Here is a 17,671-nt window from a genome sequence, read left to right on the forward strand (position 1 = left end):
ACTCGTCGTCAGACGCTACCATTTCGAATTGGCATTACTGGAAAGTACTTAAAGAATTTATGGGGTTGGTTGACATTTAACGACGAATTCCTTGTTTTTTGTAAACATAAAAAAATAAGCCATAAATAGGATGCGACACGCAGCGAATGCGTCTAACAGTTAATGCGCACCTTGCCTAGAGACTGACCGTGAGGTTTTGTTTTTTAATCCTAGGCCCGTAATGCAGTGAAATAAGTATCGTTTGATGACCTTCATATAAAGAAGAATTAAGTCATCATGAAACGGATGTTAATCAATGCAACTCAATCTGAAGAGTTGCGTGTTGCCCTTGTTGATGGGCAACAACTGTATGATTTGGATATTGAAAGCCCAGGTCATGAACAAAAGAAAGCCAATATTTATAAAGGCACAATCACACGAGTAGAACCGTCTCTTGAAGCGGCTTTCGTTGATTATGGTGCTGAGCGTCACGGCTTCCTTCCTCTTAAAGAAATTGCACGCGAATACTTTCCTAAAGGTTACTCATTCCAAGGCCGTCCTAACATTAAGGAAGTGGTTAAAGAAGGCCAAGAAGTAATTATTCAAATTGATAAAGAAGAGCGCGGCAATAAAGGCGCAGCCCTTACTACCTTTATCAGTCTTGCAGGTTCTTACCTTGTTTTGATGCCAAACAACCCTCGTGCAGGCGGTATTTCACGTCGTATCGAAGGTGATGAGCGTACAGAACTTAAAGCAGCCCTAGCAGAGCTTGAAGTGCCACAAGGTATGGGACTTATCGTTCGTACCGCTGGTGTAGGTAAAGATCCTGCAGAGCTAAAGTGGGATCTTAAAGTTCTACAACATCACTGGGCAGCGATTAAAGAAGCTGCTGAAAGTGCACCAGCGCCATTCTTAATCCATCAAGAAAGTAACGTGATTGTTCGTGCAATCCGTGACTATTTACGTCGCGATGTTGGCGAGATCTTGATTGACCACCCACGCATTTATGAGCAAGCAAAAGAACACGTTTCTCTTGTTCGCCCTGATTTTGTGGAGCGTATTAAGCGTTACGATGCTGAAGTGCCACTATTCACGCATTACCAAATTGAAACTCAAATTGAGTCTGCTTTCCAACGTGAAGTGCGCTTACCTTCTGGCGGTTCAATCGTTATTGACCCAACAGAAGCATTAACCTCTATCGATATTAACTCTGCTCGCGCAACAAAAGGCGGCGATATTGAAGAGACTGCACTAAACACTAACCTAGAAGCTGCCGATGAGATTGCGCGTCAATTACGTCTTCGTGATCTAGGTGGTTTGGTTGTTATCGACTTTATCGATATGACGCCAGTACGTCACCAGCGTGAAGTTGAAAAACGTATGCAAGACGCCGTTCATCATGACCGTGCTCGCGTACAGTTAGGTCGTATTTCACGCTTTGGTTTAATGGAAATGTCACGCCAACGCCTACGACCTTCGCTAGAAGAGTCTGCGGCTCACCTTTGCCCTCGCTGTCACGGCCAAGGCACTATTCGTGGTACCGAGTCGCTAGCACTATCTATTCTTCGTCTAATGGAAGAAGAAGCAATTAAAGAAAACACATCGCAAATTGAAGCGGTTGTTCCTGTTGACGTTGCAGCTTTCCTATTAAACGAAAAACGTAAAGCGATTCGTATCACTGAAAAACGCCATAACGTTGAAGTGTATGTCATTCCAGATCCAAACATGACAACACCGGATTACCGCGTTGTACGCCATCGTAAAGATGACGAAATCAGCGAATCAAGCTACAAGCTGCTTGAAAAAGAAGAAGCTAAGCTATATGAGCCACGTAAGCTTGAACGCGCAGCAGCACCACAGCCAGCACTAAAAGGTTTCTCTACACCAAAGAAGACACCAGTAGAAGAAACTAAGCCTGCTGCAGCTCCTAAGAAAGAAGAACCTGGTTTCTTCGCTAAAATCGCTGCTGCAATTAGTTCTCTATTTGGCACTAAAGAAGAGCCAAAAGCTGAACCTAAAAAGCAAGAAAAAGACAGCCGTAATCAAGGGCGAAACAACAATCGCCGTAACAGTAATCGCCGTAATGATCCTCGTCGCAACCGCAACGACAATCGCAGCGAAAACCGTAATGATTCGCGCAATGATGCTGATCAGTCTAAAGAAAAGAGAACGAAAAACAGTCGTAATGAAAATAACGATTCTCGTTCAACATCTGAAGAGACTAATAAGCGTCAACCACGTAACGATAAACCACGTAAAGAGACAAAGTCTGACGCGCCAACTAACGAGCAGCCTAAGCAAGAAGCTGCACGTGAACGCCGTCAGCGTCGTAACATGCGTCGTAAAGTACGTGTAAACAACGAACAGCAAGAAGAGCTAAAGGCTGAGGTTGCTGCGACTGAAGCACCTGTACAAGCTAAGCCATCGACTGATGACAAGCCTGCTAAGCCAAAGCGTCAACCACGCAAGCCAAAGGCAAAAGTGGAAAATGTTGAAGCTGAAACGGTAGAGCAAATTGATGCGGTAAGTACTGAAAGTACAACTACTGCTCCAGTTGAAGCGCCAAAGGTTGCTGTTGAAACTAAAGTTGAAGCCAACGTTGACACTAAAGTTGATACAAACCACAACGCAGTTGAAAGCACTGAAGATTCGGTAGCAACTGAAGACAATGCACGTGAGCCTCGTGAAGGTCAACGCAGAAGTCGTCGTAGCCCTCGCCACTTGAGAGCGGCTGGCCAGCGTCGTCGTCGTGATGAAGATTCGCAAAATGGCGAAGATGGCTCAAGTGCACCAGCTTTTGTTCCTAACGAAGTTGAGAACTCAGCTGAAAGTGCTGCACCAGCTCAAGCACCGGTAGTAGTTGTTGCTGAAACAGCTGTTGAACCGATTGAAGTTGCACCAGTGCAAATGCCAAAAGCCGATGCACCTGTTGAAGTAAAAGCTGAACCTGTTGTTGAAGCTAAAGTTGCAGCACCTGTTGAAGCGAAAGCCGAACCTGCTGTTGAAGCTAAAGTTGCAGCACCTATTGAAGTGAAAGCCGAACCAGTTGTTGAAACTAAAGTTGAAGTGCCTGTAGAAGTGAAAGCTGAACCTGTTGTTGAAGCTAAAGTTGAAGCTAAAGTTGCAGCGCCTGCTGAAGTGAAAGCTGAGCCAGTTGTTGAAACTAAAGTTGCAGCGCCTACTGAAGTGAAAACTGAAGCTCCAGTTGCTAAATCTGCATCTGCGCCAATGGCAAAACCTGCAGCGATTCAACCTACTCCAGCAGCCGTAGCAGTAGAAGCTACGCCAGTAGCAGCACCTGAAGCCGTTGTAGAGGCTAAGCCTGCCGCTAAACCAGCTAGCCGTTTTGGTTCAATGGTCATGTCTGAAACGACTAAGCCTACTGTTGAAAGCAGAGAAAATATTGCCACGCCAACTGGTCGTCAATATGAAGCTTCAACCGCTGAAGCAGCAAAGCCTAGAACGGCCAATTCTGCAAACTCTGAAACAGTTCGTACTTAATTTAAGTTAACTGTTACAGCTAAAAGCCATGCCTCTGGGCATGGCTTTTTTATGTTCAAACTGCCGTAATTTTGTTAGTATTCGCGGCAAATTATTATTACTACTAAAACATATATTTAACAGAGGCTAAATGTTCGATCTTATTCGTCACAAAACAGCCAGCCACAGAGCTGACTTACTTTCCGGTCTTACCGTAGCCCTAGCATTGGTTCCTGAAGCAGTTGCTTTTGCATTTGTTGCTGGCGTAGAGCCAATGGTTGGCTTATACGCTGCATTTATTATGGGTCTTATCACCGCATTAATTGGTGGACGCCCAGGCATGATCTCTGGTGCTACAGGTGCAATGGCCGTTGTTATGGTAGCCCTTGTTGCTGAACATGGTGTGCAATACTTATTTGCCGCTGTGGTACTTGCAGGTTTAATTCAGGTCTCTGCCGGTATCTTTAAACTTGGAAAATTTATTCGAATCGTTCCCTACCCTGTAATGATAGGATTTGTGAACGGTTTAGCTATTGTCATTTTCCTTGCTCAGCTAGGACAATTTCAAACACCAGACGCTAATGGGGTGATGACTTGGTTACCTCAAAACCAACTCATTCTCATGTTAGGGCTTGTTGCCTTAACAATGGCTATTATTCAGTTTTTGCCAAAATTGACGACTGCAATTCCATCTTCATTGGCCGCCATTTTGACGGTTACACTACTGGTGACTTTCTTTAATCTAGATACTCGTACCGTACTCGATTTTCTAAAGTCTATGAGTGGTAATGACAATGCAACGATTGCAGGTAGCCTACCAACTTTCTCTATTCCTGCAGTTGAGTTCAGTTTAGAGACCCTTTACATCATTCTTCCTTACTCGCTAATCCTAGCCGCTGTAGGCCTTATTGAATCGTTACTAACATTAACGGTTATCGATGAAATGACCGGTACTCGTGGTCGTGGTAACAAAGAATGTATCGGTCAAGGCGTGGGTAACATTACCAGCGGTTTCTTTGGCGCTATGGGTGGTTGTGCCATGATTGGTCAGTCTATGATCAACATCAATTCGGGTGGCCGTGGTCGTTTATCTGGCATTACAGCTGCACTTGCTCTACTGGCTTTCATCTTGTTCGGTTCAGCATTTATCGAAATGATCCCATTAGCAGCTCTTGTTGGTGTGATGTTTATGGTCGTACTGGGTACATTCGAGTGGGCCAGCTTTAAAGTGATGCGCAAAGTACCTAAGCACGATGCATTCGTTATCGTGCTAGTGACGATTGTGACCGTATTTACCGATCTTGCATTTGCAGTATTTGTGGGTGTTATCGTTTCTGCTTTGGTTTTCGCTTGGGAACATGCAAAACACATCAACGTAGAAGTCAGTGAAGATCAGAATGGCTGGAAAGTATATAAACTAAACGGTCCGCTATTCTTTGGTTCTGTGGCTGAATTTTTAGAGTTATTTGATGCTAAGGGTGATCCTCAAGATGTGATTGTCGATTTCCAAAACTCGCGAGTGTGTGATCACTCCGCTCTTGATGCTATCGACACCCTAGCTGAACGTTATGTAGGAAGCGGTAAGCGCCTGCATTTACGTCACCTTAGTAATGACTGTAAAGAGCTACTGGCTAAAGCAGGTGACTTAGTCGAGGTTAACTTGATTGAAGATCCGCACTATAAAGTTGCTGACGATAAACTAGACTCGTAAATCGGTTCAGGCTACCGCCATCGCAACAAACACAAGCAAAAAAGACGGGCATGCCCGTCTTTTTTATTGCTTTGACTATAGATAAATGGGTATTAAAGTGAAATCAGTTACTTCAATTTATCCGCAAACAAGGCTTTTACCTTATCGACCTTAGGTTTCACCACCATCTGACAATAAGGTTGCTCTCCGTTTAACTCAAAGTAATCATTGTGATAATTCTCGGCCGCAAAGAAGCCATCATAAGCAACCACTTGGGTCACTATTGGATCAGGCCAAGCTGCGACTCTTGTTAAGTCATCAATCATCATATTAGCTGTTAAGGCTTGTTGCTCGTTATGAATAAAAATCACCGAGCGATACTGAGGGCCCCTATCATTGCCCTGTCGATTAAGTGTTGTTGGATCATGACTAACCCAAAAGATCTCTAATAAACTCTCAAAACTGACTTGCTCAGGATCGTACTCAATTTGCACCACTTCAGCATGGTTAGTATTACCACTGCATACAGCTTTATAATTAGCGTCTTGAGGATCTCCGCCGGCATAGCCAGAAGTTACCTTATTGACACCTTTAATTGCCGAGAAAACCGCTTCAATGCACCAGAAACAGCCACCACCAAAGGTTGCCAACTCAAGTTTAGTCTCAATTGACTCTTGCTTTATAGGCTTGAAGGTCATTGAAACTGAATTGACACAGTGCCTAATGTTTTTGGGTGTTAACAGCTCACCTTCAAACACATGGCCTAGATGGCCTTCACATTGACTACAAACAATTTCGACTCGTCTACCATCTGCATCTATATTGCGTTTAATTGCGCCTTCAATCTCATCATCAAATGCAGGCCAACCGCAATGAGCATTAAACTTACTCTCCGAGCGATATAAAGGGGCATCACACTTCTTGCAGCAATATAGGCCTTGAGCATCGTGTTGATTATATTCGCCACTAAAAGGCCTCTCAGTGCCTTTATCTTCAATCACATGCTTTTCAAATTCACTTAGTTCTCGCATATCTCCCTCTCTACGCTGGCTACAACTAAATTTTTAATATCAATCAATGCTTAGCAAACCGTTAACTGCTAATACGACTTAGTAGACCCGATACGTTCACAAAAGCTTTCTAGATTAAGTTAATTCTATCCCTTATCGATGTCATTGACCTGTTTAAGTCCTGTCTATTTCAAAGCAAAACGTCATAGCTTAAACGTAAAGGTAATATACCCCCTATTGCACTAGCCCTTTTTCAATAAGCCTATTTCTAAAAGCTTGTTTCAAAAAGCCAGTGTTACTAAGAAGAGTCACTAAGTGAGCTTAAAAATTTTATTGATTTTTTCTTTACGAATGTTGCCAATTAACCAGCTAATTACTAGCCAGTTATTCCCTTTTAAAATCGGACTATTCATTTGCAGAAACAATCAGAAGCGTGATCTAGCTCACTCACGTTTGATTCACCTGTTACTGATCGTTAAACTTGCCGTGGGTTTAATAATAAGAAGAATTAACATGACATTAGAAACAATCGATTATCGAGCCACCGATGCTGCTGAAAAATTTGTGTCTTCACTACGTGAAACAGGCTTTGGAGTACTAACTAACCACCCTATCGACCAAGAGCTAGTTGAAACCATCTATCATGAGTGGCACGCATTCTTTAATACTGAAGAAAAGCGAGCGTTCCTGTTTAACCCTGAAACACAAGACGGCTTCTTCCCTGCAGAGATCTCAGAAACAGCAAAAGGCCATAGCGTAAAAGACATCAAAGAATACTTCCATGTTTACCCTTGGGGGCGTATTCCTGAATCGTTAAAAGCCAATATTTTAAAGTATTATGATAATGCAAATTCATTAGCTTCTGAGTTACTACAATGGGTTGAAACTTATTCGCCAATTGATGTAAAGCAGAAATTTTCAATCGCACTACCCAAAATGATTGAAGATAGTCAGCGAACTCTCCTTCGTGTACTGCATTACCCCCCAATGTCAGGTGACGAAGATTTCGGTGCAATTCGGGCCGCGGCTCATGAAGATATCAACCTTTTGACTGTACTACCCGCCGCAAATGAGCCCGGATTACAGGTACAATTAAAAGATGGCAGCTGGATAGATGTCCCTAGTGATTTTGGCAATCTGATCATCAACATCGGCGATATGTTGCAAGAAGCTTCTGGCGGTTACTTCCCATCGACGAGTCACCGCGTCATTAACCCTGAAGGTATGGATAAGACAAAGTCACGCTTATCGCTACCGCTTTTCTTACACCCAAACCCTGAGGTCAAATTGTCAGATAAATACACTGCCGACAGCTACCTGATGGAACGTTTAAGAGAATTAGGGGTAATTTAGCCTCATTAGCACTCAATAAGAGTGCAATAAGCGCCTTAGGGCGCTTTTTGTTTGTTAAACTTAAGCAGAACAAGGTAAAATCCCCTTAATTTAGTAATTTGATAGTAGAGCGCACACATGGCAATTCAGTGGTATCCAGGACACATGCACAAAGCACGAAAAGAGATCGAAGAGGTAATGCCTCAAGTCGATTTAGTGATCGAAGTGCTTGATGCAAGGATCCCTTATAGTAGTGAAAACCCTATGGTGCAAACACTACGTGGTGATAAGCCATGTATTAAACTACTCAACAAGTCCGACTTAGCCGATCCCGAAACTACCCAAAGATGGATTGAATATCTTGAGCGAGAGCAAGGCGTAAAGGCGATGGCAATTACCACCTTGCAGGCTTCTCAGGTTAAAAAGATCCCTGACTTATGTCGTAAGTTTGTACCAAGCCGCGACAAAATCGAAAAAGATATCCGCACTATGATTATGGGGATCCCAAACGTGGGTAAATCTACCATTATCAATACACTCGCGGGTCGAATGATTGCTAAAACGGGTAACGAGCCTGCGGTAACCAAAACTCAGCAGCGCATCAATTTACGCAACGGTATCGTACTTTCTGACACTCCTGGTATTTTATGGCCTAAAGTTGATAATGAAAAAAGTAGTTACCGTCTAGCAGTAACTGGCGCGATTAAAGATACTGCTATGGAGTATGAAGATGTTGCCATGTTTGCAGCAGAGTACTTCCTTACTGCTTACCCAGAAGCGATTGCCGAGCGTTACAAAATCAAGCAGATGCCAGATACAGACATTGAGCTACTAGAAGCGATTGGCCGTAACCGCGGCGCACTTCGCCCTGGTGGAAGAATTGATCTACATAAAGCATCAGAAGTATTACTACATGACTTCCGAGCAGGCCGAATTGGCCAATTGTCGCTTGAGACGCCGGAAATGGCTGAAATTGAGAAAGAAGAAGTGGCTAAATTACTAGCCGAGAAACAAGCAAAAGAAGACGCCCGTAAAGAACAAGAACGCTTAAAGCGTTCTGGTAAGCGTTTAAGCTAAGACTTGGCTCACTAGTTTTTCGAACAAAAAAGCGCTAATTAGCGCTTTTTTGTTTTAACGCGACAGGACTAATTCAAGCTAACTAACAATTATCCAAGAAAATGCTTATTACCAGTACCGGTAATGACTATTTGATGACTCCACCAGCATTAGTAAACTAAATACTACCTCTTTGGATCTGCCGCACTAATTGACTGCAACTATTCTCAAGCAAATCTAACACCAGCTCAAAACCATCGCCTGCACCATAATATGGATCTGGCACTTCTGTGTACACTGCCTGATCACTTTCAAATTTACAAAAGTCCAAAATTAGCGCAAGTTTTGATTGATACTGCGCAGAACAAATTCGCTTTAAATCCTGCAGATTCTGCTTATCCGCAGCCAGAATTAAATCAAAGTCACTAAAATCACTCGATAAGACTTGCCTAGCTCGCATGCCATCAAAGCTTAAGCCTCGCTTAACTCCTGCAGTTATCGAACGCTTATCTGGTGAATGCCCTTGGTGATAAGCAATCGTCCCTGCCGAGTCTATGTTAATTTCTAACTTGGCTTCTCGCGCTTTTAATCTAAACATCGCCTCAGCAGAAGGCGAACGACAAATGTTGCCCATACATACAAATAGAACAGAGGAAACTTGTTTCATATTAAAACCTTAATAATGTCTAAATATCAGCAGATAAAAGTTCAATCCGCGTAAACCTGTCAAAATGATAAAATGCCCCCGCTTGGCACTTGAGGATTAATCAAAGCTATCCATAGCTACAGGGGGTAATTTGATTATCAATAAAAACTTGATAATCATTCAACTAAAACACTGTATTTCAATAGTCCAGTTAGATGTAGGATAGCCGCAACTTAATTTTGCTTCACTTTCTTGCACTAGGATACATATATGACTCACCCTATTATTGCTGATCTTCAAAGCCGTTATACAACAAAGCGCTATGATGCGTCTAAGCGTATTCCTCAAGCAGATCTTGATGTTATTTATCAAGCAATGAACCTTTCGGCTTCTTCTATCAATTCACAACCATGGAAGTTCATTGTAATTGAAAGCGACGAAGCAAAGCAGCGTATGCATGATACGTTTGCTAACAAGTTTCAATTTAATCAGCCTCATATTAAGGCTGCATCGCATATCGTACTCTTCGCCCACAATCCTCAATATACTCGTGAAGATTACGCAAAAGTTATTGATAAAGGCATTGCCGATGGCCGTATGGGAATAGAAGATAGAGAGCAAGCATTTGGCGCTTTTGCTTTTGTCGAGCTAAATACTGATGAAACAGGTAATAATGCGGCTTGGACCAAGTCTCAGGCCTATTTAGCCCTAGGTAATACACTACATACATTGGCTCGCTTAGGTATCGACTCCACCACAATGGAAGGTGTTGATAATGAGTTAATTGGTGAGATCTTTAAAGAAGAGCTTGGTGGTTACCAATGTGATGTCGCTTTAGCCATGGGTTACCATGATTCTGAACAAGATTATAATGCGCCACTCCCTAAGTCGCGTCTAGCAATGAAAGATATTGTTCAAGTCCTTTAAGCCTGTTAACGAATATAGTTAATAGCTAAATAAATTAAAGGTTTGAGGTCTTATTCCTCGAACCTTTTCTTAGACCTCAATCCCAGCTACTTAGCATGTCTCACCCTTAAAAAACTCGCGAATCTTGGCGTACCTTTTTGCGTTAGCCCGTAGTACTTATAAGTCACTAAGCTACCAATCTGTGGCGGACTCTGCCTTTGCTCTTTGGTAAACCCAGTGCCTAAGTTAAAGGTGATCCCTTGTTGATTTTTAACCACCAAGGCTCCCATCATTCCACTAAAACGCCCCTTACCTGGTGAATAACCAATCACTTTCGCTTCAGCATCATAGAAAGGTTTTAGCTTGACTATATCTTTACTGCGTCCGGATTTATAAAAAGCATTTTTTTTATGAAGCATGAGTCCTTCGCCATTTTTTGCAATGACCTCCTGTAACTCTGTTTCTAACGCCTGAAAACTAGCTAGATAATTCTGTTCAATCACCTTTAAATATGGGCTAATGTTAGCTAATTCTTTTACAGCCTTTTGGTAACGCAATTCAAAACCACTCGACTCAGTAGGTAAATCAAAAACCATAAACTTCACTCTTGCCCACTCTTTATCACTTACCTTGCTCTTTCTAACAATTGACGATACTTGCTCAAATGCCCCTCGTTTAATCCATAACTCACCATCTAATGGATAATCAGGAAAATCCTCAATAAACCAATCGGGTAATAAAATTTTACGGCCTGAACGGCTGTACATCTCTTTGCCATCCCAATAGCCCCTAACACCATCGAGCTTTTCGCTTACTAAGTATTGCGTTATATCCGCTACAGACTTGTCGAATGCTGTTGCAAGTTGAATATCAGGTTTATTTACAGTTTTAATGTCTGGTTTAGTTGAAGTGGGTAGTTCGATGTCGTTGGCATAGCTATAGCCGCCGATGCAAAGGCAGGCTAAAAGCAACCAAAGAAAAGAAGTGGTAAATCGAATTACTAACATTATGCTGCTCCTTGCGTTTGTCTGCACATCCTGTGCGGCACATCTTATTGCTTACATTTCTTGCTAAGATTAAGACTAGACTGATTTATCCTATCTAGCCAAATCCTATAGCTATCTAACTTTGTTCGGTTTAACACCGACCCTTATAAACTGGCTTTTTCAATTAACTCAAAAATGGAACATGTTATACTGCGTTAAAATTTTTACTCTTCAGCCACAAGGACAATTGTTCAAGAGGCTTTCGCACACGACGGAACACTATGAAACCTGCTAACAACCATGGCATCAAACGCGTGATCAGAGCAACCGGCTTTTCAATGCAAGGGCTTAAATTGGCGTGGCAACACGAGGCAGCCTTTAGGCAGGAGTTGATATTAGCGGCAATCATGCTCCCTATTGCGCTATTACTAGACGTCACTACTGTTGAGCGAGTTTTACTTATCTTAGGGCTATTTGTAGTGTTGATTGTTGAGCTGCTTAATTCAGCGATTGAAGCCGTTGTCGATAGAATTAGCGATGAGTACCACCCTCTCAGTGGTCAAGCTAAAGATATTGCTTCTGCTGCCGTTTTCATGGGCCTTGCTTTTTGCGGCTTAACTTGGGCTGTCATTCTTCTGCCTAAGCTGTTTTAACACTCTCCATTCCCCATAAACCATTAGCGCTAATCTATTTTAGCGCTTTGTCGTTCATCTCTTTCTAATCACTTTATTAGAGCTAATGGCTATTTTCTCTAATCCCTTTTAACATTCTCTATCTACATCACTTGTTTTAGCAGCAATTGCACTCTCGTTTCCCTCTTAAGTTTTCTCATCATTTACGAGTATCAAGTTAATCCACTCAGCGTTAACTACATTTCAATTGCACTAGATCAAATAATTCATACATTTTTTGAAACAATTTATTCACATCTATAAGGATCCTGCTATGCTAGAAGCCAAATAATAAAAGCACTATCTTATTTAGTGCTAATAAAAATAAGATACACGGAGTCACTTTTAATGCTTAAAAGTTTCATCATTCGTAGCGCCGCAACGATGGCTTTAGTCGCAAGTCCGGTAACTTTCGCGGATAACAGCACTGTTATCCGTATCGGTGGTTTTTATGCCAACACGGACTCCACCATAGATGTAAATGATCCCATTTTAGGCAATGACTTCACTCTCGATTTCGAGACAGATCTTAAGTTAGAAGAATCTCAATTTTTACCATTTTTCGAATTTTCCCATCACTTTAACGACCGTCACACTCTCTATGTTGATTGGAAACAACTCCATCGCAATGCCCAAGTGCAGTCGGTTGAAAAACCGTTTCAATTTACTTGGGATAACACCACATACGATATTAAGTCAGGCATCGCCTTAGATAGCACTCTCAATATCGATATCATGCGCATTGGCTATGGCTACGATATATGGCAAGGCCATAACTATGATGTAGGCCTATCCGTTGGCCTACATGCCATGTTTATTAAAACAGCATTTAAGGGAAACATAGGGATCTGTGAAATAGAAACCGAAACTCGCTGCCCTGACACCATTGAAATTCCAAAAGTTGTTGACGAAAAGCTCACCGCTCCACTGCCTGATATTGGTGTGTACGGTTCCTATGAGTTCTACCCAGGCTTCAAATTTAATGCTCATGCGCAATATTTCTATATAAAACTAGACGATCTAAAAGGTGGTTTAGTCGATGTGAGGATGGGCGTTGAAGCGGCAATTAGCGAAAACTGGCATATGACCGCGGCCTTTAACTACTATGAAGTTGATGTTGAATATGAATCGACCATTACTGCTGCGGACATTAAGATTGCCGATTACAACATCTACTATAGCTTTATAGGTCCGATGCTTTCGGTAAGCTATCAGTTTTAAGCTGCTGATTTACAAGCCTTGACTCTAATTAAGCGTATTTAAGAGTTCAACGAAGTTAAATTCGTATAAAGAACCTGTGATAAAAACAGTAACAGCCTAAATATAAAAAGACTCTTTTTGTGTTAGACCGTCAAACTTCTCAAGACTTATCTTTATATTGCAAACTTGCTCTATAAACCATTAACAACATCAGATATCGTTGTTGAGGTTCAAGGACTGAACCCTACCTACAAACTGCCACTTAGCATAGCAGCGAGCTCATAGAGCATAGTTCTCATTATGATAAGCTATTTTATTGTAATATATTAAATATCCGAGTTTTGTAGCGAGCAAAAACGTATTAGAATGCAATAAATGCACAATGGTGTCTCAACTCATTGTTCGCAGATAAAAATATTAAAAAACTCTTAGGCAATAAGGCACCATCATGGTTAATCCACTGCTAAGGGAGTCGGCTACAAAGTTAAAAAAAGCCATTCCTTTGATGCTAAAACACCAGATCCCGACAACACCAACCAACTATGCCCTTTGGTATGCTTATGTCGGTGAGAAAAGTCCAAAGCTTAACCAACACTTAGACGAGATAGTCAGCCAATATAGCACTTGCCCACCGAGTCAAAGTGAACGACTATATCAAGAGTATTTATCCGATCCTGCCGCGCTTAATGTCGTCGATATGCGCCTTAATCTCGATGCTATGGTGACAGAGCTTTCACAATCATTGAAAGACACCAACCTTGATGCCAGCCAGTTTCATAACAAGATAAGTAACAACTACAACAAGCTTAATAAGATTGAAAATGATGGCTTTACCATCGAAGAAGTTTTAACCGTCGTCAAGACTCTAGTTCAGGACTCCAATGACATTCGGCTTAGCGCACAACATTTCTCTGCTCAATTGGCTAAAGCGCAATCTGAAATTGATGCTCTAAAGCAGCAACTGAAGCAATCTGAACATGAGATACATTATGATGCTTTGACCGGCTCACTCAATCGCCGTGCATTTGATCATGATCTAAAAGGCATTTTAGAGCAGCATCCACAAGGCCTCTGCCTGATAATCGCCGATATCGACCATTTTAAAGTCTTTAACGACACCTATGGCCATCAGCTTGGCGATCAAGTACTTAAAGCCGTAACCAAGCGCCTTTCTGAAGCCTGTAAAGACGGTACTAAGTTATATCGGTTTGGCGGTGAAGAATTTGCTCTTATAGTGCCAAAAAGTCAGTTACGCCGTGCTCGCCAACTGGCTGAGTCCATGCGCCGTAGCTTGGAAAAACTCACCTTAAAAGACAAGCGTAAAGGCGAGACGATTAACAACATCAGCGCTTCGTTTGGGGTCGCCGAATTTCAAATAGATGACACCCATGGTGCGTTAATAGATCGGGCCGATACTCAGCTGTACCAAGCCAAAAACCTTGGCCGCAATCGAGTTATGCCGATAATACGTTAGCCTTAAATGTATAAGGCTTTAACCAAGGCTGAAACCTAGATTTAGATACTGTCATCGTCACTGTTGTTACCATGTTCAATTTTAGATAGTGGCACTATTAGCAAACAATCACTCTCCTAATAGCCTCACAAAAGTATCGAGCCATTTTATATAAAACGGCTCGATAGCCTAAATTGCCTCAGCTTTAACAACAAAACGTAGCGGCCCACCAGCAAAGCTCGCGCCAAACGGATAACAAGTAACCAAGGTTAGCTGCTTACTGCTACTATCTTGAGCCACACTCATATCAGACTCATGAGTAACTTGGGTTGCGAACACTCTATACAGACGACGTTTACCAGAGACGCTTTGAACTTTTATCAACTGACCCACTTTAATGCCATTAAGCCTAGCAAAGTGCGTATCTCTATGACCTGCTATAACCGTATTACCTTGATCATCAAATTCTGAGCTCGACAACATCAATGCCGGACCAAAAGCCAAGTTACGGCCTGAGGCCCCTGATAACACATAAAGGCTATCGCCTCGCTCACTATCTTGTGCATCCAGCGCCTCTTGGCTGGATAAATGACTACCAGAACCATCTTGAGTCGCTGCGTGAGGCAAAAAATCCAATTTAGCGACTGGATGAGTATCAGCCCATGACCAAGGTTTATGGGGCTGGCTATCTTCGAGAGTTTTTTGCCAAGCTTGCTGAATTAGAAACTGGGCAAAGTGTGCTTTTGCTTGCATATAACCGCCTTGAATGATTAACACTATACCCATCGCGCATAATAGCCACGGGAAGTACCGATTAAAGCCTTTGCAGAGTTTTTTAAAGCTCAGCGCATCATCTAAATTAACGACTTGATCAAGGATATTTGCCATTACTCTAGCTCCTTGAAAGCGCCTCGACTAAATGCCGCTCTACAAAAAGACAGCCGATAAAGAACCGCGAGAAGTAATAACACTGAACCAAAAACAATGAATACATAACTGTTCGTCCCGGTTTGCGGCAAAATGTACGATTTCGATGATGACAGAGCTTGCCAACCGCTTGGCAGGTGTTGAAACACCTTTGCAGGTTTTGCCTCGATACTTTCAGGCTTTGATGGGGTTAAATCCACCGCGACTAAACTGGTATAGGCACTCATGATATGAAAGTTCAACGCTATTGCTGTGATCTGCTTTTCAACTCGCTCCCGATTAGCAGCCTGCTTACTTAACTCTAAAGCTGCTATCTGCTTACGTGCCCACACGAGATCTAAACCTTTGGCTTGCTCTGTTGCTCTTATCGATAAACCACGCTGCCAAAACTGCCCCTCTAATCGCCCCTGGATTAATAGATCATGACTAACATAGCTCGGCAGTTTTACCGCAATCAGTATCGGCTCATGAGCGTAAAGGTCCGGAATACGCACTGGCCAATAATCAGGCACACTGCCATCGCTAAAACGAAGATCCACATCTGTTACTTGAGGCTTTTCTATCTTCTCGAGTAATTTCACCACTTTCTGTTTTACTTCATCGAGCTTGCCGATAAAAGTATAAGTTCCTCGCCCAAGCTGGGCAGTCCTCTGCATAAAGTGAGCATTGGGCGCCGAACCTATCCCTATCGTAAACAAACGACTGTCACCTAATTGCGCTTCCACCTGCTCAAACAACATAGACTCATTGGAGACGGCCCCATCGGTGATAAACAGCACCTGACGTAATAAATTAGTATCTTGCTGTTTATTTTGAATTTCATATTCGGCCACGGTCTGAGCCTCAGCATCACTTACCGCCTCAATAGCTGTCTCAATAGCCGTTTCAATATTTAAGGCCGCATCTAGCGCTATCGACATCTCGGTGCCACCATTGGCCTCAAGGCGATTGATATAGTTTTGCGCCTGACCAAGATTAACCGCCGTTGCAGGCATCGCGGTTTCAGACCATTTTTCGACAGTTGAGTTAAACTGCAAAATGTTGAACTTATCCGTTGGTCTAAGCCCTGCCAATGCATATTTAAGTGCAGTTTTAGCCTGAACTATAGCGTCGCCCGACATCGAACCTGAGGTGTCTATGACTAAGATAAGCTCTCGGTTAATAGGCGAAGCTTGTTCACTCGCACCTTGCGGGGGCATTAGCATGACCAAGGCATATTTATCTCTAGCAATTAGCGACTCAGCTAATGCTTCAGTTCCTCTTGCCTGTAAGTCGTGGGTTTTACCTATTTGCGAAAAGACCGCTGCCGTCGGCTCATTGCCTTGAATCGGTTTCCAGCTCAATACAAAGTCTTTATTGGCGATGGCATTACCATTCAAGCTGACATAAGCGCTACCATTCTCGGCCACATCCACACTGATCTGATGATAAGGACTACGAATGTGTTCAATTGGCATTGCTTCATCAAAACTCACCTTCAATGCCACTTGATTGATAAAAGCAGCTTCAGCAATCAAGACCCCATTAGTTATTGGCTGTAAAGCTGAGATCTGCTGATGAAGTTCGAATGCATAATCGCTTTTTTGAACGCGATACTTGGCATATTCTGCAGGCTTAACACTGCTATCAATTTCATCACTTAGGGCTTTTGGATTGCCTTTTAAGTAAGTGGCTTCTTTTTGCTGAACGCTGCTTTTGTACTTAGCAGGGTCTGTCTCCTTAGGCGCATATCTTGGTGCAACAACCATAGGGAATCGCAAGCTAAACTCACCATCTCGGTAATCTAAGATTTCTTGATAGGTAAGCTCCACCACTAGTAACTCGTTCGGAGCAAGGTTAGCGACCTTCGCACTAAAAATGTTAGGCCTTTTCTGCTCAAGTATGCTGGCTTTCCTCCCCTGAGATTTAGCCTGCTCAAATATTGCCTTTGCCTTGGCATTGGGCTGAATTTGCCCCTCAATAACCCTGTCACCGATATGAAGCCTGAGCTGATCAACAGCCGCCTCGTTAGGTAATGGAAATAGATACTGACCATTAACCCAATCTGTACTGGTATTTTTAAACTCATGGCGAACCGTAACTCGGTTAATCCAACCAGATACCTGCATACTGACATCTGTTTTCATCGGTAGTGACACAGCAATTTCGCCTTGGGGATTTTCAAATACTAGGCTGCCTTGCTTAACAGCATCAATGCTAGAGGCTTGAGTCGATGGCATTGCTATCGCGCTCATTGGCAATAGCCAACAAAACATCGACACCATTGCCAGTTTCAAATTGGTTTTAGCTGCCATTAAAGCCCCCAAGCGGGGGCCTCCTTGGCGATGACTTGGCT

At 42.6% G+C, this 17,671-nt stretch carries 13 protein-coding genes; 8 read left to right on the plus strand and 5 right to left on the minus strand.

The window, feature by feature from the left end:
• Positions 1–276: 276 nt before the first annotated feature.
• Both rne and K5Q73_RS16125 read left to right on the plus strand, forming a co-directional pair.
• Positions 277–3,480 carry a ribonuclease E gene (gene rne, locus K5Q73_RS16120; protein WP_220761458.1) on the plus strand — a complete coding sequence of 1,068 codons (3,204 nt, stop codon included), beginning with the start codon at positions 277–279 and terminating at the stop codon, positions 3,478–3,480.
• A 130-nt stretch (positions 3,481–3,610) separates the two neighbouring features.
• The gene (locus K5Q73_RS16125; protein ID WP_220761461.1) at positions 3,611–5,170 is read left to right on the plus strand and encodes a SulP family inorganic anion transporter; all 1,560 of its coding nucleotides are present in this window, start codon (positions 3,611–3,613) and stop codon (positions 5,168–5,170) included.
• Between the two features lie 107 nt (positions 5,171–5,277).
• Here K5Q73_RS16125 and K5Q73_RS16130 read toward each other — a convergent pair whose 3' ends face one another.
• Positions 5,278–6,180: a bifunctional methionine sulfoxide reductase B/A protein gene (locus K5Q73_RS16130; protein ID WP_220761463.1), complete on the minus strand. Its 903-nt coding sequence runs from the start codon at positions 6,178–6,180 to the stop codon at positions 5,278–5,280.
• 492 nt (positions 6,181–6,672) lie between these two features.
• On the opposite strand from K5Q73_RS16130, the gene K5Q73_RS16135 reads away from it, so the two are divergent.
• Entirely contained in the window at positions 6,673–7,512 is an 840-nt protein-coding gene (locus tag K5Q73_RS16135; RefSeq protein ID WP_220761465.1) for an isopenicillin N synthase family oxygenase, read from the plus strand.
• Between the two features lie 117 nt (positions 7,513–7,629).
• Positions 7,630–8,568 (plus strand): ribosome biogenesis GTPase YlqF, encoded by a 939-nt coding sequence (gene ylqF / locus K5Q73_RS16140; RefSeq protein ID WP_220761467.1) that lies wholly within the window; start codon positions 7,630–7,632, stop codon positions 8,566–8,568.
• Positions 8,569–8,725: 157 nt separating this feature from the next.
• Here the strand turns inward: ylqF and K5Q73_RS16145 are convergent, their stop codons facing one another.
• The gene (locus K5Q73_RS16145) at positions 8,726–9,214 is read right to left on the minus strand and encodes a low molecular weight protein-tyrosine-phosphatase (RefSeq protein ID WP_220761469.1); all 489 of its coding nucleotides are present in this window, start codon (positions 9,212–9,214) and stop codon (positions 8,726–8,728) included.
• Positions 9,215–9,463: 249 nt separating this feature from the next.
• Between K5Q73_RS16145 and K5Q73_RS16150 the strand changes: the two genes are divergently transcribed.
• Positions 9,464–10,120: a nitroreductase family protein gene (locus K5Q73_RS16150; protein ID WP_220761471.1), complete on the plus strand. Its 657-nt coding sequence runs from the start codon at positions 9,464–9,466 to the stop codon at positions 10,118–10,120.
• An 86-nt stretch (positions 10,121–10,206) separates the two neighbouring features.
• Here the strand turns inward: K5Q73_RS16150 and K5Q73_RS16155 are convergent, their stop codons facing one another.
• The gene (locus K5Q73_RS16155) at positions 10,207–11,106 is read right to left on the minus strand and encodes a DNA ligase (protein ID WP_220761473.1); all 900 of its coding nucleotides are present in this window, start codon (positions 11,104–11,106) and stop codon (positions 10,207–10,209) included.
• A gap of 260 nt (positions 11,107–11,366) precedes the next feature.
• On the opposite strand from K5Q73_RS16155, the gene K5Q73_RS16160 reads away from it, so the two are divergent.
• The 3 genes from K5Q73_RS16160 (at position 11,367) to K5Q73_RS16170 (ending at position 14,430) form a co-directional block, all read left to right on the plus strand.
• Positions 11,367–11,738 carry a diacylglycerol kinase gene (locus tag K5Q73_RS16160; protein ID WP_220761475.1) on the plus strand — a complete coding sequence of 124 codons (372 nt, stop codon included), beginning with the start codon at positions 11,367–11,369 and terminating at the stop codon, positions 11,736–11,738.
• Positions 11,739–12,104: 366 nt separating this feature from the next.
• A complete protein-coding gene (locus K5Q73_RS16165; RefSeq protein ID WP_220761476.1) occupies positions 12,105–12,977 on the plus strand; it encodes a hypothetical protein in 873 nt (290 codons plus the stop codon).
• 427 nt (positions 12,978–13,404) lie between these two features.
• A complete protein-coding gene (locus K5Q73_RS16170) occupies positions 13,405–14,430 on the plus strand; it encodes a diguanylate cyclase domain-containing protein (protein ID WP_220761478.1) in 1,026 nt (341 codons plus the stop codon).
• Between the two features lie 168 nt (positions 14,431–14,598).
• On the opposite strand, the gene K5Q73_RS16175 is transcribed toward K5Q73_RS16170, so the two are convergent.
• Complete coding sequence (locus tag K5Q73_RS16175; RefSeq protein WP_220761480.1) at positions 14,599–15,297, minus strand: class GN sortase; 699 nt, start codon at positions 15,295–15,297, stop codon at positions 14,599–14,601.
• Positions 15,297–17,630, minus strand: coding sequence for a marine proteobacterial sortase target protein (locus K5Q73_RS16180; RefSeq protein ID WP_374706868.1), 2,334 nt, complete (start codon positions 17,628–17,630; stop codon positions 15,297–15,299). Before K5Q73_RS16180 ends, K5Q73_RS16175 begins: the two co-directional genes overlap by 1 nt.
• Positions 17,631–17,671 lie beyond the last annotated feature (41 nt).

Origin of the sequence: Shewanella sp. MBTL60-112-B2, from assembly GCF_019655055.1 — a bacterium.
In the GTDB taxonomy this organism is placed as follows: Bacteria; Pseudomonadota; Gammaproteobacteria; order Enterobacterales; family Shewanellaceae; genus Shewanella.